General features: G+C 68.9%; 20 protein-coding genes and 1 riboswitch. Of the genes, 4 read left to right on the forward strand and 16 right to left on the reverse strand.

Annotated features, from left to right (window positions below; all coding sequences use genetic code 11):
• Positions 1-4 precede the first annotated feature (4 nt).
• The 5 genes from ftsH to dacB all read right to left on the reverse strand — a co-directional run bounded on the left by ftsH (position 5) and on the right by dacB (position 6,289).
• The gene (gene ftsH, locus BJ988_RS22970; protein ID WP_179660194.1) at positions 5-2,068 is read right to left on the reverse strand and encodes an ATP-dependent zinc metalloprotease FtsH; all 2,064 of its coding nucleotides are present in this window, start codon (positions 2,066-2,068) and stop codon (positions 5-7) included.
• A 138-nt stretch (positions 2,069-2,206) separates the two neighbouring features.
• Positions 2,207-2,758 carry a hypoxanthine phosphoribosyltransferase gene (gene hpt / locus BJ988_RS22975; protein WP_179660195.1) on the reverse strand — a complete coding sequence of 184 codons (552 nt, stop codon included), beginning with the start codon at positions 2,756-2,758 and terminating at the stop codon, positions 2,207-2,209.
• Positions 2,759-2,768: 10 nt separating this feature from the next.
• A complete protein-coding gene (tilS, locus tag BJ988_RS22980; protein ID WP_179660196.1) occupies positions 2,769-3,752 on the reverse strand; it encodes a tRNA lysidine(34) synthetase TilS in 984 nt (327 codons plus the stop codon).
• An 86-nt stretch (positions 3,753-3,838) separates the two neighbouring features.
• A complete protein-coding gene (locus tag BJ988_RS22985) occupies positions 3,839-4,888 on the reverse strand; it encodes a zinc-dependent metalloprotease (protein ID WP_246321557.1) in 1,050 nt (349 codons plus the stop codon).
• 24 nt (positions 4,889-4,912) lie between these two features.
• Entirely contained in the window at positions 4,913-6,289 is a 1,377-nt protein-coding gene (gene dacB / locus BJ988_RS22990) for a D-alanyl-D-alanine carboxypeptidase/D-alanyl-D-alanine endopeptidase (RefSeq protein ID WP_179660197.1), read from the reverse strand.
• Positions 6,290-6,374: 85 nt separating this feature from the next.
• On the opposite strand from dacB, the gene BJ988_RS22995 reads away from it, so the two are divergent.
• Positions 6,375-6,866 (forward strand): inorganic diphosphatase, encoded by a 492-nt coding sequence (locus BJ988_RS22995; RefSeq protein WP_179660198.1) that lies wholly within the window; start codon positions 6,375-6,377, stop codon positions 6,864-6,866.
• Between the two features lie 290 nt (positions 6,867-7,156).
• On the opposite strand, the gene BJ988_RS23000 is transcribed toward BJ988_RS22995, so the two are convergent.
• The 7 genes from BJ988_RS23000 to BJ988_RS23030 all read right to left on the reverse strand — a co-directional run bounded on the left by BJ988_RS23000 (position 7,157) and on the right by BJ988_RS23030 (position 16,213).
• Entirely contained in the window at positions 7,157-8,104 is a 948-nt protein-coding gene (locus tag BJ988_RS23000; RefSeq protein ID WP_343051748.1) for a hypothetical protein, read from the reverse strand.
• A 377-nt stretch (positions 8,105-8,481) separates the two neighbouring features.
• On the reverse strand, positions 8,482-9,030 hold the full coding sequence (locus tag BJ988_RS23005) for an AAA family ATPase (RefSeq protein WP_179660199.1): 549 nt from the start codon (positions 9,028-9,030) through the stop codon (positions 8,482-8,484).
• 118 nt (positions 9,031-9,148) lie between these two features.
• Positions 9,149-11,062 carry an acyl-CoA dehydrogenase family protein gene (locus tag BJ988_RS23010; protein WP_179660200.1) on the reverse strand — a complete coding sequence of 638 codons (1,914 nt, stop codon included), beginning with the start codon at positions 11,060-11,062 and terminating at the stop codon, positions 9,149-9,151.
• A 53-nt stretch (positions 11,063-11,115) separates the two neighbouring features.
• Entirely contained in the window at positions 11,116-12,183 is a 1,068-nt protein-coding gene (locus tag BJ988_RS23015) for a phosphatase PAP2 family protein (RefSeq protein ID WP_179660201.1), read from the reverse strand.
• A 50-nt stretch (positions 12,184-12,233) separates the two neighbouring features.
• Positions 12,234-13,241 carry an ABC transporter ATP-binding protein gene (locus BJ988_RS23020; RefSeq protein ID WP_179660202.1) on the reverse strand — a complete coding sequence of 336 codons (1,008 nt, stop codon included), beginning with the start codon at positions 13,239-13,241 and terminating at the stop codon, positions 12,234-12,236.
• Between the two features lie 234 nt (positions 13,242-13,475).
• The gene (locus BJ988_RS23025; RefSeq protein ID WP_343051749.1) at positions 13,476-15,155 is read right to left on the reverse strand and encodes an ABC transporter permease; all 1,680 of its coding nucleotides are present in this window, start codon (positions 15,153-15,155) and stop codon (positions 13,476-13,478) included.
• Positions 15,152-16,213 carry a thiamine ABC transporter substrate-binding protein gene (locus BJ988_RS23030; RefSeq protein WP_246321558.1) on the reverse strand — a complete coding sequence of 354 codons (1,062 nt, stop codon included), beginning with the start codon at positions 16,211-16,213 and terminating at the stop codon, positions 15,152-15,154. The genes BJ988_RS23025 and BJ988_RS23030 overlap by 4 nt, the downstream gene beginning before the upstream one ends.
• Positions 16,210-16,318: riboswitch (TPP riboswitch) on the reverse strand. It overlaps the preceding gene by 4 nt.
• 31 nt (positions 16,319-16,349) lie before the next feature.
• Between BJ988_RS23030 and BJ988_RS23035 the strand changes: the two genes are divergently transcribed.
• Positions 16,350-16,781 (forward strand): GNAT family N-acetyltransferase, encoded by a 432-nt coding sequence (locus BJ988_RS23035; RefSeq protein WP_179660204.1) that lies wholly within the window; start codon positions 16,350-16,352, stop codon positions 16,779-16,781.
• Here BJ988_RS23035 and BJ988_RS23040 read toward each other — a convergent pair.
• Positions 16,771-17,349 (reverse strand): TetR/AcrR family transcriptional regulator, encoded by a 579-nt coding sequence (locus BJ988_RS23040; RefSeq protein ID WP_179660205.1) that lies wholly within the window; start codon positions 17,347-17,349, stop codon positions 16,771-16,773. The two genes, BJ988_RS23035 and BJ988_RS23040, sit on opposite strands and share 11 nt — an antisense overlap.
• Positions 17,350-17,437: 88 nt before the next feature.
• On the opposite strand from BJ988_RS23040, the gene BJ988_RS23045 reads away from it, so the two are divergent.
• A complete protein-coding gene (locus BJ988_RS23045; protein WP_343051750.1) occupies positions 17,438-18,190 on the forward strand; it encodes an SDR family NAD(P)-dependent oxidoreductase in 753 nt (250 codons plus the stop codon).
• 10 nt (positions 18,191-18,200) lie between these two features.
• On the opposite strand, the gene BJ988_RS23050 is transcribed toward BJ988_RS23045, so the two are convergent.
• From BJ988_RS23050 to BJ988_RS23060, 3 genes are read right to left on the reverse strand one after another with little or no spacing between them, the layout of a single operon-like run.
• A complete protein-coding gene (locus BJ988_RS23050) occupies positions 18,201-19,271 on the reverse strand; it encodes an MBL fold metallo-hydrolase (protein ID WP_179660207.1) in 1,071 nt (356 codons plus the stop codon).
• Entirely contained in the window at positions 19,237-19,689 is a 453-nt protein-coding gene (locus tag BJ988_RS23055) for a hypothetical protein (RefSeq protein ID WP_179660208.1), read from the reverse strand. The genes BJ988_RS23050 and BJ988_RS23055 overlap by 35 nt, the downstream gene beginning before the upstream one ends.
• Positions 19,686-20,042, reverse strand: coding sequence for a hypothetical protein (locus tag BJ988_RS23060; protein WP_179660209.1), 357 nt, complete (start codon positions 20,040-20,042; stop codon positions 19,686-19,688). The genes BJ988_RS23055 and BJ988_RS23060 overlap by 4 nt, the downstream gene beginning before the upstream one ends.
• Positions 20,043-20,058: 16 nt before the next feature.
• On the opposite strand from BJ988_RS23060, the gene BJ988_RS23065 reads away from it, so the two are divergent.
• Positions 20,059-20,844, forward strand: a complete 786-nt coding sequence (locus tag BJ988_RS23065) for a putative protein N(5)-glutamine methyltransferase (RefSeq protein WP_179660210.1) — start codon at positions 20,059-20,061, stop codon at positions 20,842-20,844.
• Positions 20,845-20,867 lie beyond the last annotated feature (23 nt).

The following is a 20,867-nucleotide window of genomic DNA, read 5'->3' on the forward strand; positions in this document are numbered from 1 at the left end:
CGTCTCAGGCGGGCGGGGTGCCCTCGGACGAGCCGGCCTCGGACGGCTTGGCGAGGTCGACACCGTTGGCGGGCTGGTTCCCGGACTGGACACCGGACTGTCGACCGGCGGCACGGATCGCCTTGGCGAGGTTCTCCTTGTCGCGCTCGACGATCCACCGCGGGATCTCGACCGCGGGGCGGTCGGAGGGACGGCGGGTGTCGGAACCGGTCCAAGCCGGACGCGGGTCGCGACGACGCAGCGGCACAAAGATCTCGGCGACCTCGTGCTTGGAGAGGGTCTCCTTCTCGAGGAGCTCCAGGACCAGGCTGTCGAGGACGTCCCGGTTCTCCTCGAGGATGTCGAAGGCCTCTTGATGAGCGGTCGCGAGGAGCTTCTTGGTCTCGTCATCGACGATGGCCGCGACCTCCTCGGAGTAGTTGCGCTGGTGGCCGATGTCGCGGCCCAGGAACGGCTCGCCGTTGGACTCGCCGAGCTTGATCGCTCCGAGGCGCTCGGTCATGCCGAACTGGGTGACCATCGCGCGGGCGAGGTTCGTCGCCTTCTCGATGTCGTTGCCGGCGCCCGTGGTCGGGTCGTGGAAGATGAGCTCCTCCGCGGCGCGACCGCCGAGCATGTAGGAGAGCTTGTTGAGCATCGCCGAGCGCGTCTGGCTGTACTGATCGTCGTCGGGCATCACCAGGTTGTAGCCCAGCGCCTTGCCGCGCGGCAGGATCGTGATCTTCTGGACCACGTCCGGGCCCGGAAGGGCTGCGGCGACCAGCGCGTGGCCACCCTCGTGGTAGGCGGTGATGAGCTTCTCCTGCTCGCTCATCAGGCGGGTGCGCTTCTGCGGGCCGGCGATGACCCGGTCGATGGCCTCGTCCAGCGCCTTGTTGGTGATCAGCTTCTCGTCGCTGCGAGCGGTCAGCAGCGCGGCCTCGTTGAGCACGTTGGCCAGGTCGGCACCGGAGAACCCGGGGGTCCGTCGGGCGACGCCGTCGAGGTCGATGTCGCCGGCCAGCGGCTTGCCGCGGGCGTGGACCTGCAGGATCTTCTCGCGACCGGCGAGGTCGGGAGCGTCCACCTGGATCTGGCGGTCGAAGCGGCCGGGGCGCAGCAGCGCCGGGTCGAGCACGTCGGGACGGTTGGTGGCCGCGATCAGGATCACTCCGCCGCGTACGTCGAAGCCGTCCATCTCCACGAGGAGCTGGTTGAGCGTCTGCTCGCGCTCGTCGTGGCCACCGCCCATGCCGGCGCCGCGGTGACGGCCGACGGCGTCGATCTCGTCGATGAAGACGATGGCGGGAGCGTTCTCCTTCGCCTGCTCGAACAGGTCGCGGACACGGCTCGCACCGACACCGACGAACATCTCGACGAAGTCCGAACCGGAGATCGAGTAGAACGGCACGCCGGCCTCGCCCGCGACGGCACGCGCCAGCAGGGTCTTACCGGTGCCGGGCTGGCCGTAGAGCAGCACGCCCTTGGGGATCTTGGCGCCGACGGCCTGGAACTTCGCCGGCTCCTGCAGGAACTCCTTGATCTCCTGGAGCTCCTCGACCGCCTCGTCAGCACCGGCGACATCGGCGAAGGTCGTCTTCGGCATGTCCTTGGTGATCAGCTTCGCCTTGGACTTGGCGAACTGCATGACCCCGCGACCGCCACCGCCCTGCATCGAGTTCATGATGAACAGGAACAGGATGATGATCAGCGCGAACGGCAGTACGAAGCTCAGGATCGAGCCGAGCACGGAGGGCTTGGCCACCTCGGAGTTGAACTCCTTGAGGTTCTCGCCCTCGGCCTCGGTCTTGCGCACCATCTCGATGAGCGTTTCCTGGTCGCCGTCGACCCACGAGGTCGTGACCTCGGCGCTGCCCTTGCGGGCGTCCTTGACCAGGGTCGCCTTGATCTCCTGGTCGCCGTCGACGAACGTGATCTCCTTGACCTGGTCCTGCTGGATGTACTCAGTCAGCTCGCTGGTGGTGATCTCGTCGCCACCGTTGCGAGGGGCCAGGTACTGCAGCGCCAGGATCACACCGAGCACTGCCAGGATGATCCACAGCCAGGGACCTTTGAATATGCGCTTCACAGGCTTCTTTCAACCGTTACGGGGTCAGACATGCACGCAGGTCCGCGTGCCTGCCATATAGAACGACGGTACACGCCAAATCGTGCCCGCCCCATCTGTGCGGTTCCGCTGTCCGCGTAACAGCACGGCTCCGGAAGGTCAGGAGTAGATGTGCGGAGCGAGGGTCGAGATGTCGCGCAGGTTGCGGTACTTCTCGTTGAAGTCGAGGCCGTAGCCGACCACGAACTCGTCGGGGATGTCCCAACCGACGTACTTCACGTGGACGGGCATGCTGACCGCCTCGGGCTTGCGCAGCAGAGTGGCGATCTCGATGCTCGCCGGGCCGCGGCTGGTCAGGTTCGAGGTCAGCCAGGTCAGGGTCAGGCCGGAGTCGATGATCTCGTCCACGACGAGCACGTGCTTGCCGGTGACGTCGGTGTCGAGGTCCTTCAAGATCCTCACCACGCCGGACGACTTGGTGCCGGAGCCGTAGGAGGAGACGGCCATCCAGTCCATCTCGACGTGGCGGTTCAAGGCGCGGGCGAGGTCGGCCATGATCATCACCGCGCCGCGCAGGACGCCGACGATCAACAGCTCCTCACCCTCGTAGTCCTTCTCGATCCGACGGGCCAGCTCTTCGACCTTCGCCTGGATCTCGTCGTGGGTGAACAGGGTCTTCACGAGGTCATCGCCGACGTACTCGGTGTCCATGTCCGTCACTCTAAGCGCTTGGTGTGAACGGTCCCGATTCGAAGACGATACGACCGTTCGTACGCTTCGCGCGCAGGTGTCCTGGAAGGTCGATCCAACGCTGTCCGCGCCAGCCGGTGACCAGCTCGTCGACGGCCTTGACGTGCTCACGGGTGAGCTCCGTGGGCGGGCTGCCGGCTTCGAGGGCGGCGAGCCGGAGGACCCTGGTGCGGACGGCGGACGGATACCCGGCGAGGGTCTCGACCGGGAGGGCCCCGCCGAGGTCGCGGTGCATCGCCTCGGCGATGTCGTCGATGAAGTCGGCGTCCTCACGGAGCTGCTCGGCGGTGCGGGCCAGCGCGTCGGCCACCCCGGGGCCGAGGTCCTCCTCGAACGTGGGCAGGACGCGATGGCGGATGCGCGCGCGGGTGTAGGCGAAGTCGCGGTTGTGCGGGTCCTGCCAGATGTCGAGGCCCTCGACCCGGCACGCCGTCTCGGTGTCGATCCTGGTGGTCGCCAGCAGCGGACGGCGATAGCGGTCGAAGGCTGCTCTCATCCCGGAGAGGCTGCGCGCGCCCGATCCCCTGGTCAGGCCCAGCAGGACGGTCTCGGCCTGGTCGTCACGGGTGTGGCCGAGCAGGATCATGCTCGCGCCGAGGCGCTCGGCGAGCTGGTCGAGGACCGCGTAGCGAGCCTGTCTTGCCGCGGCCTCGGGGCCGTCGCCGTCGGCCTTCACCTCGACCGTCGCGGTGACCGTCTCGTCGACGCCCATCGCGGCGAGCTGTCCGACGACCTTCGTGGCTTGCGCCCGGCTGCCGTCCTGCATCCCGTGGTCGACGGTCGCGCCGATGAGGTGCAGGCCGAGCTTGTGACCCTCGAAGACGGCCGCAGAGGCCAGCGCCAGCGAGTCCGCTCCCCCGGAGCAGGCCACGATCACCTTCTCCCCCGGCTCGAGCTGCTCGAGCGTGGCACGGACTGGGCGGCGTACAGCTGCGAGGGAGGGATGCAGACTCATGCCGCCGCCTCCGTCGAGGAGAGCGAAGAATACGGAAGCCGCGGCATGCGGTATTGGATTGTCGCTCGCTGACGCTCGCTCATGCCTCAGAGGACCCGGGTCACCCAGGCGTCCGGGTCGACGATCTCGGCCTTCGACGGGAGGTTCTCGGGGCCGACGAAGACGGCGTTGAACTCGTCCATGCCGACCCGGTCGACCACGTGGCGTACGAACTTCGCGCCGTCGCGGTACTGCGCCATCTTGGCCTCCAGGCCGAGCAGGCGGCGCAGGACACGGTCGAGTACGCCGATGCCCTGGCGACGCTTGTTGAACGCCTTGCGGATCGTGGTCACGCTCGGGATCACGCCGGGGCCGACGTCGTCCATGACCACGTCGGCGTGGCCCTCGAGCAGCGACATCATCCCGGTGACCCGGTCGATGATCTCCTTCTGCTCGGGCTTGGCGAACGCGTCCACGATGCTGCCGTTGCCCTTGAGCGCCTCGGTGACCCGCTGGAGCCCGCCGTCGAAGATCGAGGACGGGTCCATCGCCTCAGAGAGGCCCTCGATCTGGGCGAAGAGGTGGTCACGCATCCACGGGCTCGCGGTGAACTGGACGCGGTGGGTCTCCTCGTGGAGGCAGACCCACAGCCGGAAGTCGGTCGGGTCCAGCCCCAGCTCGCGCTCGACGTGGACGACGTTGGGAGCAACCAGCAGCAGTCGGCCGGACGGCTCGAAGAAGGGGTCGAACTGGCCGAGGATCTTCGAGGACATGAACCCGAGCAGACCGCCGACCTCGGCGGCGCTGACCTTGGAGCCCACCGCTTGGGTGATGGCGCCCGGGGCGCGTTTCGCCGTGATCCGGTCGACCACCGGCGAGATCACGGTGGCGAAGGTGTCGGCGTTGGCCTGGATCCAGCCCCGCCTGTCGACCACCAGCACCGGCGCGGTGTCGCGGGGCGCGTCCAGGCCGGTGAAGGCGCGTACGAACTCGGTCGCCTTCGCAGCGTCCGCACGCAGCTCCTCGACGGCCTGCCTGGCCTCGTCGCGCGAGACGATCGGGCCGTCTCCAGCGACCTTCGCGCCCAGACGTACGGCCAGGTCCCAGTCGACCATGGTCGCTCCAGCGGGCCTGGGGTCCTCAGCACGATGGGTCATGCGTACGACCGTAGCCGACCCGCCCTATGCCGAGCATCGACACGTCGCGACCGCCGCCATCGCGTCGTCGAGGGCGTCGCGTACGTCCAGGGTCTCCTCCGGCTTGAACCCGTCGGCCATGAGTACGACGACGAACGGGGTGCCGCGGACGTCGACCGCGACGCCGGACAGCCCGGAGACGCCGCTGAGGGTGCCGGTCTTGGCCCGGACGCGGCCGCGACCAGGCTCGGCGTCGAAGTTGAACCGCCGGGAGAGCGAGCCGATCCAGCCGGCGACCGGGAGGCCGGTCATCGCCGGCGCGAGCTCGGGACGGCCGGAGCTGGCGGCGGTCTGGAGCGCGCTCACCAGGAGCGCCGGCGGGATCCGGTTCTGCCGGGAGAGCCCGGACCCGTCGAGGAGAACCAGGCCGCTGGTGTCGATGCCGAGCTCCTTCAGCGTGGCGGTGATCGCCGCGGTGGAGCCGTCGAAAGTCGGCGCACCGGCCGCCAGCCCGACCTGGCGGGCGAGCACTTCGGCGAGCTGGTTGTCGCTGTACTCCAGGGTGTACTCGACGATCTCGCGCAGGGTGTCGCCGCGGTGCACGGCGAGCTGGGCGCCGGACTTCGTCCCCTTGGCCGGCTTGCCGGCGACCTTCACGCCGTGCTTCGCCAGGGCCTTCTTGAACTGGGCGGCGGCCTGCATGGACGGGTCCTGGCTGTAACCGGTCGCCTGCGAGCCGCCGTGGTCGACCAGCAGCGCGGTGATCCCGCCGACCTCCTCACCCAGGTAGATGCGTCGCCAGGTCGGGCTCACCGCGGGGCCTTCGAAGAGGGTGTCGTCGTAGGCGAGGCGCACCGTCTTGGTCGCGCCGAGCTCCCGGGCCGTCTCGGCGGCGAGGGTGTCGAGGTCGCTGCTGGTGAGGGATGCGTCACCGCCGCCGACGAGGGTGACGGTGGTCCCCTGCAGCGTGGTGCTGGTCTCGAAGCGGCGCTCCGGGCCGTACGCCTCCAGCACCGCCACGCTGGTCAGCACCTTCGTGACGCTGGCCGGGGTCGCCGCCCCCGTGCCGTGGGTGACCAGCGGGGCGCCCTCGAGCGGCGCGATCGCGGCCTTGAGGTGTTTGCCGAGCCGCTTGTCGCGGACCATCTCGCGCATCACCTGCTCCAACGCGACCTGGTCCGGCCTCCCGGGCGCTCGCGTCTGCTCGCCCTCGACCGCCGCGGGGCTCACGGCGGCGATGCTCAGCGGTGCCGGCGGCGGGGTCGGCGCGACGTTGCCGCGGGCGTAGCGCACCCATCCCAGGGCGTACGCAGCTGCCGCAGCTCCCACCAGGAGCGCGAGCACCAGCGGCACCACGACCACCAGTTTCCCGCGGCCCTCCGGCTCTTCGGAGGGCCACTTGGGCTCGCTTTGGGGCTTCACGGATATCCTCCTCGATGCCGGATCTGACGCTGATCGATGTCAGACTGTCCGGCATTCCGTTTTGGGTTCGTCTGGAGGCAGAGAAGTGACGCAGGAGTTCGACGTACTGATCGAGGTCCCCAAGGGATCCCGCAACAAGTACGAGGTGGACCACGAGTCGAACCGGCTTCGACTCGACCGCGTGCTGTTCACCTCCATGATGTACCCCGCAGACTACGGCTACATCGAAGACACCCTCGGTGGGGATGGTGACCCGCTCGACGCGCTGGTCCTGACCCCCTACCCGCTCTTCCCCGGTGTGCTGGTCGAGGCCCGTCCGGTCGCGATGTACGTCATGGAGGACGAGAAGGGCCAGGACGAGAAGGTCCTCTGCGTCCCCTGCGACCCCCGCTTCGACCACATCCAGGACCTCGCGGACGTCGACGAGTGGACGCTCAACGAGATCAAGCACTTCTTCGAGCACTACAAGGACCTCGAGCCCGGCAAGACCGTCAAGGGCTCCGACTGGGTCGGCAAGGCCGCCGCGGAGGCAGAGATCGCCGCCTCCATCGACCGGTTCAAGAACACCGCCCACTGAGGGTTCCGTGGGCGGGGGGCGGCGCCTGCTGCTTAGGTGGACAGTCCCCCGCTGTGGCGGGGGACTGTCGGCATTTTGGCCGGGCTGGGGCGGCGTTTTCGTGCATAGGTGACGTTCTGACGGCACCCGGTCGCACCGAGCCGCCACTTCCCCACCCCGGCGGAATAGTGGGTACCCGACTAGCGCCACAACCACGGATCACCGCATCGGCGGGAAATTGCTGCAGCCACAACCCGCTTGCACCCCCATTAGCCCACCGAGGCGGGGTCATGTCGGCGGCCTCGATCGCGTCACTCGTAGCCCGGGAAGTGAGCTTTCCAGCGGTCCGATAGGACCGCAAGAACACCCGGCTCACCCCGCTTGCGCAACACGCGATGGATCCGCTCGAGCGTGTCCCCCGGAGTCTTGTAGATGCCCTTGGCGATGACCACGATGATCCGCCATTCGTCGTCATCGATCTTCTCGCGGCGAACCAGATCGGATTCCCACTGCTCCTCCCGTTCGATATGGGCTCGTCCGTCGTATTCGACGATCGTCCGGGACGCTCGATAGCTCAGGTCATATCTACGGAGCTCGGTCTCGTTGCCGACGAGGGCGTTCACCTCCGGCTCGGGCAGGCCGGCGAGCACGATCAGCATCCGAGTGCGTGTCTCCATGGGAGAGTCGACGCCCTCCCGGACGTACGACACGGCCTCTCGAGCAAGGTCGGCACCCGGTCCGCTCGCCGCCTGGCACGCCGCGACCAGAGAGCCGAGACTGATCATCCCCTTGCGCACCATGTGGTCACCGACAACGACGAGGTCGACCAGCGAGATCATTGTCGCGAGCTCGAGGAAGACCTGAGACGGCGCAGATACGGTGACGTCCTCGACCTTCGTCACCATGCCGGATGGTGCCGAGTGGCACGTGATGTCGGGACGCCCTCGCCGGTGGTTCCGATCGACCACGGTGACGTGCTCTCCTGGGAGCACCGGGATCGGGAGCCTCAGGACCCGGGCAGCTGTCGCATGGCTCGCCCAAGCGACCCCTCGCACCGAGACCAGCACCGCCCGCGCGAGCACCAACGGAGTCGGCTCGACCTCACGCGAGATGTAGATGCCATGGAAAAGGCGTCGATACTCACGACGCATCCGCAGCGGGTCGAAACCCACTGCACGCGCTGCTGAGCGGCGGAACGGGTGTCGAACGTCGACCATGGGGACGTCGCCCACGTCGCTCTCGGCTTCGACGACGCTCACCACAACGTCCATCTCCATTTTCCTGCCAGGGCAGGGAATTTTCGCCGTAAAACTCGGGCAGTTGCAGCACTCTCCCGCACCGGCGGGGAAGTGCCTCTCAAGGTGGGCCAGATCCAGTTCATGGGATCGACCGTCGCATCCGGGACCGACCATTTCGACGCGTCAAACAGCCGCTGTGGACAACTCGCTCCCGAACCTTGCTTGTGGACGGACAGTGGCCCGCGCGACCACCACCACCCAGCACCGATCAACCCGGTGACACATCCGTGCCCTGACCACCGCAATATCCCGCCGTTGCGGGCAAGTGTCCGCCCCGAGACTCCCGCACCCCAGCACTCCCCCACCAAGGCGGGAGAATGCCCGCGGCCGACGCAGCCTCAGTCGCCCAAAGCAGCGAGAACGGCGGCGTAGGTGCCGTCCTCGTCACCATCTACGCTTGCGATGATCCGAGTTGCGGGCCTCTTCTCGGCAAGCTCACCAAGCTTCTCCGCATAAGCCATCAGCGACGCGTCCCCGCCACCCTCGGCTACAAGTGCGCGCACCGTGGAGTGCCACGGATCAACACCGTCGTCGCGATCATGAAAGCGACGCACGGCATCCGTGGATTCCGTCGCGAGCAGTATCTCGACGAACTCCGCACCGGCGTCGAGAGCGGCCCGTTCGAACCTTTCGACCTCACTCACGCGAGCCAGCAGCTGCGGCAGCACGACGTCGCCGGACTCGCGCAGGAACCCGGTTATCAGACCGATCGCCGCGGGGCGTATGCGGGCGCCGGCGCCGACGAAGTCTTCCCGCCACCCGCCGATGAACGTACGCAGCACATCGACGTCGCACACGAGTGTTCCCGGATGCGCCGCGGCGTAGCGGCGGGCGATCGTCGACTTTCCCACGCCAGGCATTCCGTTGAGCAAGATCAGACGAGCCACGCGGTGACCGTACCGGGCCGATCCGCAGGTTCCCGCCAAAGCGGGAAACTGCACGCCGCTGAGCCGACCGTCGGCCGCACTTCCACGCCTTGGCGGGAAAGTGCAGCGCGCCACCCCCTCAGCCCAGCAGATCCTCCGCCCGCAGCAGCTCCTCAGGCACCCCGAAGCCGTCGACGAGCAGCCGAGCGTGTGGCCGCAGCTCGCGGCAGAGGCGGTTGACCTCGGCGATGATGGCCTTGGAGCGCTCGGAGGAGAGGCGGCCGTGCTCCATGAACCACGCCCGGTCGGCCTCGATGACCGAGAGCGCGCTGAGGTCGCAGAGGAGGTCCATCAGATCGCGGACGGCTCCCTCGGGGAGCTCGCGCACCTTCGCCCGGAACGCCTCGTGGATCAGCCGCTCGACGTGCGCGTGCGCGACCCCGATGACGTGGTCCTGCACGGTCGAGAACACCGCGCCGGGCTCCCGGCCGGCCTTGACGCCCGACTGGAGTCGCCGGGCGACACCGGCGAGCATGTGCTCCTCGCGGAAGCGCAGCATCGTCAGGTGGTAGTCGGAGTCGAGGATGTCCGGCTCGCGCTCGCCCGCGATCGGCACGACGTCACGGACCCGTTCGAGCAGCTTGTGCACGGCGGTCCGCTCCAGGACGGTCTCGACCGCGAGACCGGCGACGAAGCGCACCAGATCCAGCTGGTCCATCTCCTCGAACTCGCTGGAGTAGCCGGTGAGCAGCCCCTTGGCGACCAACTGAAGCAGCACCGTGTTGTCACCCTCGAACGTCGTGAAGACGTCCGTGTCGGCCTTCAGCGCCGTGAACCGGTTGACGGCCAGATAGCCCGCCCCGCCGCACGCCTCGCGGCACTCCTGGATCGTCCGGGTCGCGTGCCAGGTCGCCAGCGCCTTGGTTCCGGCCGCTCGCGACTCGAGCTCGCGCCGGGCATGCTCCGAGGTGGAGACACCGGAGAAGACGTCGTGCAGGTCGTCGCGTACGACCTCCTGCGCGAAACGCATCGCGTAGGTCCGCGCGACCAGCGGCAGCAGCCTCCGCTGGTGCTGACCGTAGTCCAGCAGCAGCGACTCCTCGGCGTCCGACGACGCCTCGAACTGCCTACGCCGCAGCGCGTAGCGGACCGCGATCGTCAGCGCGACCTCCGATGCCCGGATCGCGGCGCCACCCACCGAGACACGGCCCTGGACGAGCGTCCCGAGCATGGTGAAGAAGCGCCGCCCGGCCGACTCGATCTCGGAGACGTACTCACCGGCCTCGGTGACGTCCGCGAAACGGTTCAGCAGCGACGTACGCGGCACCCGCACGCCCGAGAACCACAGCCGTCCGTTGTCGACGCCGTTGAGCCCCATCTTGGGTCCGTCGTCCTCGATCCGCACTCCGGGCGCAGCCGTGCCGTCGACCCGGATCGGCACCACGAGAGCGTGCACCCCACGCTCCTCACCGCCGACCACGAGCTGCGCGAACACGACGGCCAGCTCACCATGACAGGCGGCGTTGCCGATGTAGTCCTTGTACGCATCCTCCCGAGTCGTCTCGATGACGAACTCATGCGTGGCCGGGTCGTAGGTGGCCACGGTCGCCACCGCGGCGACGTTGGAACCGTGGCCGTGCTCGGTCATCGCGAAGCAGCCGAGCAGCCGCCCGGCGACGATGTCGGCGAGGTAGCGATCGTGGTGGCGTTCGGTCCCCAGCTGGAGGATCGCACCGCCGAAGAGGCCGAACTGCACACCCGACTTCACCAGCAGCGACAGGTCGCCTCCGGCCATCTCCTCGAAGGCGGCGATGGAGGCGCCGACGTCACCGCCCCCGCCGTACTCCTTCGGGAACCCGAGCCCGGTCAGGCCGCTCGCGGAGACGTCGAGGAGCACCTCCCTGACCCGCTCGCGATACTCCGCCCGGGGCAGCTCCTCGACCTCGTCGAGGAGGTCGGCCCGCTCGGCGAGCGCCTTGCGTACGTCCTGTCTGACCCCGGCGTAGCGCCCGTCGAGAAGTGAGGTCAGTGATGTGGCATCGATGGCGGTCACGCCACCAGCCTAAGCCCCGTCCAAGCCCGGATCAGGCTCGGATCAGGCTGGGATCAGGTCAGCTCGTGGGAGACCTTCGACTCGCGGTCGGCGATCTCGTCGGACTCCGCGACGAGCCGCCGCACGCCCTTGCGCTGGAACTTCTGGTTGGCCACCAGCCCACCGAAGTAGTAGGCGACCAGCGCGATCATGCAGCCGGCGATGTCGTCGGCGAGGTAGTGCCAGCCGAAGTAGATGGTCGCGACGACGGTGATCCCGAAGTTGATCCACCCGGCCCAGCGGGCGATCTTGTTGTTGATCGTCGCATGGATCATCAGGGCCATCAGCAGGGTGATGCCGCAGTGCAGCGAGGCGAACCCGCCGACCGACTGCACCACGTTGGCGTCGACGTCGAAGAGGACGTGCTGTCGGGTGAAGACCAGCGACTCCATCAGGGTGCTCGCTGGCGTGTCCGGCAGATCGGCGTAGAGATAGGGGTACTGCAACCCCGGGCCAACCGTGGGCAGGCAGTAGTAGGAGACGGTGCCGAGGATCCAGGCGATGCACTGCGAGCTCACGAACCAGTAGCCGTAGGCGAGGTTGCGCGACCACACCAGCCACCCGGCGACGGCGAACGGCACCAGCGGCAGGAACCACATGTAGATGTAGGAGAGGAACCAGGCCACCCAGCCGGTGCCGAGCAGGTCGTGGAGCACGATCGCCGGGTCGGCTCCGAAGAGGACCGCCTTGTCGATCAGGTGCAGCTCGTGGTCGAACTCGTAGGTCTCCGGCACCACGAACGGCAGGAACGACTTGAGGTTCCGGTAGCAGACGTAGACGAGGTAGAAGCAGACGATGCCCATCGCCACGAGCGTCAGGCGCTCACGGGTCCAGTGGGTGCGGATCCGGTCCTTGAAGATGGGGCCCATCTCCCGCCACCGGAACCGCGCCAGCCAGAGCGTACGTGGCACGAGGTCGACGAGGAGCGCGGCTCCGACGAGGAGGGGAAGGCGGAGCCAGGACGGTCCGAGGAAGCCCTCCGGGTCGAGCATGCGCTTGTCGACGATCTGCGCGGTCACGACTGCGATCAGACCGAAGATCAGCGCGCTGCTGACGAGAAAGATCTGAGCGCGGCGATACATAGCCGCTAATTCTAAGTGGCGGGTGGCTACGGGGCCCATTCCTGGGCGCATCATTCCTGGGCGCGTGATCGCTGGACGTGTGACCCGGGGACGGCCAGGCGATTCGGCTCGACCCGCAGTCCGACCCTCTCCCCCGGCGCGGGCGCCGAGTCGGCGACGGCGTCGACCTCACCGACGTCGTCGAGACGTACGACGAGCCGATGCTGCTCCGGCGTAGCCCTGGCCGAGACCACGGTGCCGGTGAGCGGTCCGGCCGGGTCGGCGACGAAGGCGGAGCGACGGAGCGCGACAGCTCCGGCCGGATCCATCCCGGCGGCCGTCAGGACCGTGTACGCCGCCGGCCCCTCGAGCACACGGGCATAGCCCAGGAACAGGGCTGCCCAGGTGTCGATAGGTGTGGCCCACACCTCCTGGAGGGTCCCCTGCTGCACCAGTCGACCGTCGCGCAGGAGCGCGATCCGGTCGGCCACCGCGAACGCCTCCTCCTGGTCGTGCGTGACCATCAGCGCGGTGGTGCCGGCCTCGTGCAGGATCCGGCGCAGGTCGCCCGCCAGACGTTCCCGCAGTCCCGCGTCGAGCGCGGAGAGCGGCTCGTCGAGGAGCAGCAGCCGCGGCTCGACCGCGAGCGCCCGGGCGAGCGCGACCCGTTGCCGTTCGCCGCCGCTCAGCGTGCCGGGGAGGCGGTCCTGGTAACCACCCAGACCGACGAGCTCCAGCAGGTCATCGACCCGCTTCCTACGTTCGGCAGTCGGGATGCGGCGCAGCCGCATCGGGTAGGCGACGTTGTTCGCGACGGTCAGGTGCGAGAACAGCTGCCCGTCCTGGAACATGAGCGCGAACCCGCGCTTGTGCGTCGGCACCCCTCGCAGGGCCCGCCCGTCCCAGCTGATCGCCCCCGTCGCCGGCTCCAGCCCGGCCACCGCCCTCAGCAGCGTCGACTTCCCCGACCCCGACGGCCCGAGCAGCGCCAGCACCTCGCCGTCGGCCAGCTCCAGGCTGACGTCCTCGACGGCGGTCTTCCCGTCGTACGTAACCGACACCTCACTCAGCGACAGCATCGCAACCTCGATCCTGCCGAGACGACCGGAGCGAGGTCGAGCGGCGAGCTTGCTCGTCCGCTCGCGCCGAGCGAGGGAGTGACCGCGCGAAGCGCGGAGGCGTCAGCCCCGTCGGCCGAGGCGTCAGCCCCGTCGGCCGAGGCGTCACGGAGGTCGGCCGAGATGGCACAGCCGTGACGTCTCGGCCGACGCGAGTGACGCCTCGGCCGACGCGGGTGACTTCTCGGCGTACGTTCACAGTGCTCCGATCGACGGGACGCGGAGACGCTCGACGAGGAGCATCACGACGGCGGTGGTGGCGGCGAGGACACAGGCGGCCGCGAGGGCCATGCCGTAGTTGTCCGAGCCGGGACGGGACAGCAGCCGGAGGATGACGACCGGGAGGGTGGGCCGTTCCTCGCGGACGAGGAAGGACGTCGCGCCGAACTCCCCCAGCGAAGCCGCGAACGCGAAGCCCGCGGAGGCGAGGAGCGGCTTCCAGACGGCAGGTACGTCGACGGTCATGACCGCGCGCAGCGGCCCGGCCCCGAGGCCGGCGGCGGCCTGGCGCAGCCGGTCGTCGACCGACGCCAGAACCGGTACGAGGGTGCGTACGACCAAGGGCAGTGCGACCAGTGCCTGGGCCAGCGGCACCAGCCAGGGCTCGTCGCGGAAGTCCAGCGCGCCGGATCCGAGCGTCAGGTAGAGCCCGAGCCCGAGCGTGACCGCGCTGACCCCGAGCGGCACCATGAAGAGCCCGTCGAGGACGGAGCGCACCCGCCGCTCGGCACGGGTCCGGGACCGCCGGGTCACCGCGAACGCCACCAGCAGCCCGAGCGTGAGCGCGACCACGGACGCCTGAACCGCGACCGTCAGCGACGTCATCAGCGCGGTCGTGACCGGCACCGGCAGCGGCGGGTCGAAGCCAGGGGTCTGCAGGGCCGCGTAGTTCGCGAGGCTCCACCGGTCGTCGACCCGCAGCGACCCGAGCAGCAGCGCCAGCAGCGGCCCGGCGACCAGCAGGACGAGCACCGACGTCGACAGCAGCACCGGGAGGTCCCGCAGCGAGACCCGCCGGCGGCGTACGACGACCCGCGACTGCGCGGGGTCGGCCACCGAGCGCAGTCGGCCAGCCACCACCAGCAGCCCGATGACGACGACGAGCTGGAGCACCGACAGCACCGCGGCACCAGGAAGGTCGAACAGGGTGAAGGTGAGCTTGTAGATCTCGGTCTCGATGCTGTTGTAGCGCACGCCGCCGAGGGTGAGCACGATCCCGAACGCGGTCGCGCAGAAGAGGAAGACCACCGAAGCCGCGGAGACGATCGCCGGCCGCAGCGCAGGCAGCGTGATCGTCCAGAAAACACGAGAAGGCCCCGCCCCCAGCGCAGCCGCGGCCTCCCCCGGGCGGGGATCGAGCGACTCCCATGCCGCCCCAACCGCCCGGATCACGACCGAGGCGTTGAAGAAGACGAGCCCGAGGATGATCGCGGTCGGCGTGCCGTCGAGCCCCAGCCCGGCCAACAGACCCGCCTCGCCGATGAGCTCACGGAAGGCGACCCCGACGACGACGGTGGGCAGCACGAAGGGCACCAGCAGCCCCGCCCGGATCACCCGTTGCAGCGGAAAACTCAGCCGGTGGAGGGCGAAGGCGGCCGGCAGCCCCAGCGCCACACTCAGCGCCGTCGCCAGGCCCGAGGACCACAACGTGAACCAGAGCGCCCGCTGGATCTCCGAGCGCTGCAACACCCGGATCGCGACCGCAGGGTCGAACGAGTCCGATGCGAACAGGCCACGCTGCACCATCCCGGTGACCGGCAGGACGAAGAAGACCGCCAGCACCGCCACCGGGAGGGCGGCGAGCGCGACCAGCACCGCTGGTCGAGCCGAGCTCGCGAGGAACGAGCGAACTCGTGTCGAGACCAACACAGTCACTTCGCGATCGTGTCACTCCAGGTCGCCAGCCACGCTTCACGGTTCTTCTCGATCTCCTCCGGCTCGACGGAGAGCGGGGAGGTCGGCTGCTGGGCGAACTTCGCCCAGTCGGCCGGCAGCTCGACGCTCGAGGAGACCGGGAAGACGTACATGCTCTCCGGCAACGCCCCCTGCACGCTGCCGGAGAGCATGAAGTCGATCAGCGCCTGAGCGCCCTCGGGGTTGTCTGCGCCCTTGAGCACACCGGCGTACTCGACCTGCCGGAAGCAGGTGTCCAGCAGCGCCTCGGTCGTCGTCTTGCCGTCCTTGACGGTGAAAGCCGGCGAGGAGTCGTACGACACGACGATCGGCCGCGTGCCCTTGCCGCCGCCCTGGGTGAAGTCGGAGTAGTAGGCCTGGTCCCAGCCGTCGACGACCTTGGCGCCGTTGTCCATCAGCTTGCCCCAGTAGTCCGACCAGCCGTCCTCGCCGTACTCGGCGACGGTCGCCAGCAGGAACGCCATCCCCGGCGTCGACGTCGCCGCGCCCGGTGTCACGAAGAGATCCTTGTACGCAGGCTCGGCCAGGTCATCGAGCGACTCCGGCGGCGCCAGCTTCTTCGCGGCGAACCACTTGGTGTCGATGTTGACGCACACGCTGCCGTTGTCGACCGGGGTGAGGAAGTGCTCCTCGTCGCCGGGGAGGTTGAACTCGTCGACCCCGGCCGGGACGGTCTCGGGCGTATAGGCCGCCAACGCTCCCTGGTCGATCGCCCGGCTGGCGAAGGTGTTGTCCACGCCGAAGACCGCGTCGCCGTCGGGGTTGCCGGTGTCCAAGGCGATCTTGGTGGTCAGCTCGCCACCGTCGCCCGCGTGCCGGATCTCGGCGGTGTAGCCGGTCTTCTCGGTGAACTCGGCCAGCACCTCCTTCGGCAGCGTGAAGCTGTCGTGGGTCAGCAGCACGACCGACTTGTCGTCGGAGCCGCTGGACGGCTTGGCGTCGGGCTCGGCGGACGTGCCCCCGCACGCGGACAGGAGGAGCGCCGAGATAGCAGTGGCAGCGATGGCAGGCGTACGCATGCGCATTTCTGACTCCCTTCGCCGGTATCAACCGGAGCAGGTTCGGAGGGTCTGCGGCGCTTGTCGCCACACTCTCAGGCCTCGCGGCCTCCCCTGTCTGTTCCCGCCAACACTACTGCTTGCGACAATCCATCCCATGACCGACGTCGCCATCTCGTCCTTCGACGACCTCTCCCCGAAGACCGCGTACGCCCTGTGGCAGCTGCGCCAGCAGGTGTTCGTCGTCGAGCAGGACTGCCCGTACCTCGACCTGGACGGCCGCGACCTCGAAGCCGGGACGCGTCACGTGGTCCTGAGCGACGGCGACCAGCTCGCCGGGACCGCCCGCATCCTCGACGACGGCGACGTGTGGCGCATCGGCCGAGTCGTCCTCTCCCCCACCCACCGCGGCAAGGGCCTGGCCGACGTGCTCATGAGGGCCGCCATCGAGGCTGTCACCGACCGCGACATCGTCCTGGACGCTCAGTCACCGCTGGCCGGCTGGTACGCCAAGCTCGGTTTCGCCGCGGACGGCGAGGAGTTCCTCGAGGACGGCATCCCGCACACCCCGATGCGGCTCAGGCGATAGGAAGCAGCCGGTTCGACAGGACGCGCGCGGTCGCGCGGAGCGTCTCGAGGTCGGTGCCAGCACGACCCATGTAGACCAGGCCCTGCTGCGCGGTGAGCAGGGTGCGCGCGAGCTCACCCGCGTCCTCGTCGGCCAGGAGGTCGCCGTCGCGCTGCGCCCGCTCGACGCAGGCGGCGATCAGGTCGGCCAGCGCGTCGTACGTCTGCTTCGCCTCGGCACGAACATCGGCATGCTCCGTGGCCAGCTCGCAGGTGGAGTTGGCCAGGAAGCAGCCGCGGTCAGCACCTGGGCCGACCGGTGCCACCAGCACCTTCCGCAGCGCGTCGATGGCGCGCGGCTCGCTCTCCAAAGTGGCGCGCGTCCCTTCTTTCCCCTCGGCGTTGTAGGCCTTCAGGGTGCGCAGGAACAGCGCATGCTTGTCCCCGTACGCCCCATAGAGGCTGCCCTTGCCGAGCCCGCTGATGCGCATCAGGTCCTGCAGCGTCGTCGCCGCGTACCCGGCGTCCCAGAACCGGTCCCGGAGATCGCGCAGCACCTGTTCCTCGTCGAAAGTCCTCGGCCTCGCCATGTCCTCGAGCCTAACCCTTGATTGACCGGATGGTCCAGAATCCCTTATGGTGGACCGACCAGTCCAGAACACATCGAAGGAGTCACAGGTGGCAACACTGAAGAACAAGGTCGCACTGATCACGGGCGGCTCACGAGGGCTCGGCGCGGCAACCGCGCGGGCGCTCGCGGCTGACGGTGCCGACATCGCGATCACCTACGTCTCATCGAAGGAGAAGGCAGCAGCGGTCGTCGACGAGCTGACCGCGCTCGGTGTCCGGGCACGCGCATTCCACAACGACCAGGCCGACACGGGCGCCGCGCCCGGGCTGATCGTGAACGTCGTCGAGCACTTCGGCGGGCTCGACATCCTGGTCAACAACGCGGCGATCAGCGTCGAGCAAGGCGTCGCCGTCGACTCACCTGACGCCGACATCGACGAGTGGGACCGCATGCATGCGACCAACTACACCGGCGTCATCGCCGTCACCCGCGCGGCGACGAAGGTGCTGCGCGACGGGGGACGCATCGTCACGGTGAGCTCGGGCGTCGCCGCTCGCACCGGGGTCCCCGGGTTGGCGGACTACGCGGCCACCAAGGCCGGCATCGCCGCCTACACCCGCGGCATCGCGCGCGACTTGGCCCCGCGGGGCATCACCGCGAACGTGATCCAGGCCGGGCTGATGGAGACCGGGATGGCACCCCCCGACCCGGAAACGCTGGCAGCTCTGACCTCCAGCCTGGCGATCCAGCGCCAGGGGCGCCCCGAGGAGCAGGCCGAGGGGATCCGATTTCTCGTGTCCCCCACCGCGTCCTACATCACCGGAGCCGTCCTCGACACCAACGGCGGCTACACCGCCTGAGGAGACGAGGTCAGACAGCGGCGAAGAGGACGCTGGCCTCGGTCTCCTCGCGCGTCGCCTGACCACGCGCCACGAGGAGCTCGAGGTGGGCCTTGGTCTCCATGACCGCGAGGCCGGCGTTGAAGTAGTCGAGCTCGGCGAAGGCACGCTCGTGGCGGGTCCAGCCGAGGTCGTTGGCCACCTCCAGCGCCGAGCGCCGGCCGGCGCGCAGCGAGGCCAGCGACTGGGCCAGCCGCGACTCGTGATGGGCCAGGAGCTCGTCGACGCGGGTGTGGGAAGACGAGGCGACCGGACCGTGGGCGGGGAGAAGCCGCAGGTCGGGCATGGACCTGACCTTGGTCAGGGAGGCCATGAAGTCGCCGAGGGGGTCGACGACGGGCACCGGCTCGAAGCCGATCGACGGCGTGATCGTGGGCAGCACGTGGTCGCCCGCGAACAGGACCGAGCCGGCCAGGTCCGCGTAGACGTAGTGGCCCTGGGTGTGCCCAGGGGTGTGCACGGCATCGAGGTCGCGGCCGGCCACGTCGAGGCGTACGTCGCCCTCGAGCCAGCGGTCGGGCATCCGCCAGTGCGACAGGTCGGGCGCTGGCGGCGGATTGGCGGCCCACTTCGCAGCCAGATCGTGGGCACCCGCGTAGGCCAGCAGCCGATCGGTCGAGACCCAGCCGTCGAGGCGATGTCCTGAGCTTGTCGAAGGGTCGCCGTTGGTGAGCTCCAAGGTGGGCCGGTCACCGGCGCCGAGGAGCACGTCCGCGCCGAACTCCGCGCCCAGGACGGAGGCGAGCGTGTAGTGATCACGATGCACATGGGTGACCAGGAACCGCCGGATGTCGCCGAACAAGAAGCCGAGATTCTTCAACCCGGCCGAGAGAGCAGAACGTCCCTCGGTGATCGCCCAGCCGCCGTCGACGAGCGAGAGCCCGTCGTCACCTTCGAGGACGTAGATGTTCACCGCCTTGAGCCCGTCCATCGGCAACGGGAGCGGGATCCGATGTACGCCGTCGGCGACCGTCCACGCGCCCGGAGCCGACCAGTGTTCCCCCGAGTCAGGCGAGATTGCGGTGGCTGTCGACTGACTCATCGGCTGATCGGTCTCCTTCGGGTCGACCTCTCCAGAGCCACAGCAGACCCAGGATCGGCAACAGGGCAGGAACGAAACCGTATCCGCTCCCGAACCTCGACCATACCGATGCGTCCGGGAACCAGGACGGCACCGCCAGCGAGAGCGCTCCGACGACGACGACCCCGGCCAGCTCGATCCACAGCATGACCTTCGCGAACCCGGCCGAGCCGTTGGCCGCTCGGCGGATCGCGAACCAGCCCGCGACATAGGTCGCCGCAGCGACCACCGAGAGCGTGTAGGCGACCGGCGCCTCGTCGAACCGGGTGAAGACCTGGACCAGCGACCGGGCGCCGGCGGCAAGCGCGAAGATCGCGTAGACGGCAAGCAGCACCAGGTGCGGACCGGAACGGGTCTTGGCGGTCGAGGTCGTGCTCACCTGACCATCATGACGCGTACGGCCACGACCCCGGTCGCCAGGGCCGCCGCCGCGATCACGCCGGAGGACCACGTCGAGCGGTCCTCACGCATCGTCTGCAGCGCCAGGGGCATCAGGCAGACCAGCGCCCCGAGATAGCCGAGGAAGGTCGACAGCGACTCCGGCTTGCGTCCGGCAGACCAGCCCGCCAGCGCACCCAGCGCGAGCACGATCGCCAGGATCTCGAGCATCCACGCCACCTGGTCGAGCCACTTCGGCCGGGGCGCCCTCAGGACCACGCCGAGAGCGGCCGCGATCGTGACGAACGCGGCATACCCGGCCACGATAAATCCGATCAGAGTCACGGCGTCCACATGCCAATCTTCTCCAATGACCTCCACATCGCCCGATCCGGGGCTCGTCGCCCGCCTCCGCGCCGCGGGCTGCGTCTTCGCCGAGGACGAGGCGGCGCTGCTCGAAGGGGAACCGGTCTCGGCGCAGGAGCGAGAAGCGATGGTCGTACGCCGCCTCGCCGGTGAGCCGCTGGAGCTGATCCTGGGGTCGGCCGAGTTCTGCGGGCTCCGGATCCGGGTGGCGCCAGGGGTGTTCGTGCCCCGACAGCGCTCGGCCCTGATGGTCGAGCTCGCCTACCGGAGCGTCGAGCGGGGCGTGGCCCGGAAGGTCCTCGACCTCGGCTGCGGGACCGGGGCGCTGGGTGCCGCCGTCGCGGCACGTGTCCAGGACGCCGAGGTCTGGGCCACTGACATCGACCCGGCGGCGGTCGAGTGTGCCCGGAAGAACCTGCCGCGGGGCCGGGTGCTCCTCGGCGACCTCTATGACCCGCTCCCCCACGACCTCGCCTTCGACGTGATCGTGGCCAACGCTCCGTACGTCCCGAGCGACCAGATCCAGAACATGCCTCCCGAGGCCCGCGACCACGAGCACCACGTGGCTCTCGACGGTGGGGCGGACGGGCTGGACATCCAGCGCCGCGTGATCGAGCAGGCGCCGAAGCATCTGGCTCCCGGCGGCGTACTCATCATCGAGACCGGGCAGGAGCAGGCCTCTGTGACCGCCGATCTCATGTGGGCGCAGGGGCTCACCGCGGAGATCCACCACGATGAGGACCTCTACGCGACGGCCGTGACGGGCCTGAAAGGCGAGGCGTCCCCCTGATTGCACACCACCCCCGCAGCGTG

Source organism: Nocardioides panzhihuensis (assembly GCF_013408335.1).
Taxonomy (GTDB): domain Bacteria; phylum Actinomycetota; class Actinomycetes; order Propionibacteriales; family Nocardioidaceae; genus Nocardioides; species Nocardioides panzhihuensis.